The organism is Holdemanella sp. DFI.5.55 (assembly GCF_020593575.1).
In the GTDB taxonomy this organism is placed as follows: Bacteria; Bacillota_I; Bacilli_A; order Erysipelotrichales; family Erysipelotrichaceae; genus Holdemanella; species Holdemanella hominis.
Genome location: NZ_JAJDMK010000436.1, coordinates 1 through 220 on the forward strand (window position 1 = coordinate 1; position 220 = coordinate 220).

The following is a 220-nucleotide window of genomic DNA, read 5'->3' on the forward strand; positions in this document are numbered from 1 at the left end:
TCCGCCAGGCTGATATACTGATTGTAGGCGGTACGAGCCTTGTGGTCTATCCGGCAGCCGGCGGATGTAGGAAACCGCCCGCTCCAAGGTTTCCCTATCAAGGCCTTCCTCATAAAGGACCACATCAGGTTTGATGACGCCGCCGCAGGTGTCGCAACGAGGAATGCCGACATGGGCTCTCATATAGGCAGCGTCAAAAAATTTGTGGCATTTTTGACAG

At 54.1% G+C, this 220-nt stretch carries 1 protein-coding gene; it reads right to left on the reverse strand.

Annotation, left to right across the window (positions count from 1 at the left end; genetic code table 11):
- The coding region (locus LJE08_RS14720) for a Sir2 family NAD-dependent protein deacetylase (RefSeq protein WP_304608388.1) at positions 1 to 220 on the reverse strand (220 nt) is incomplete at both ends.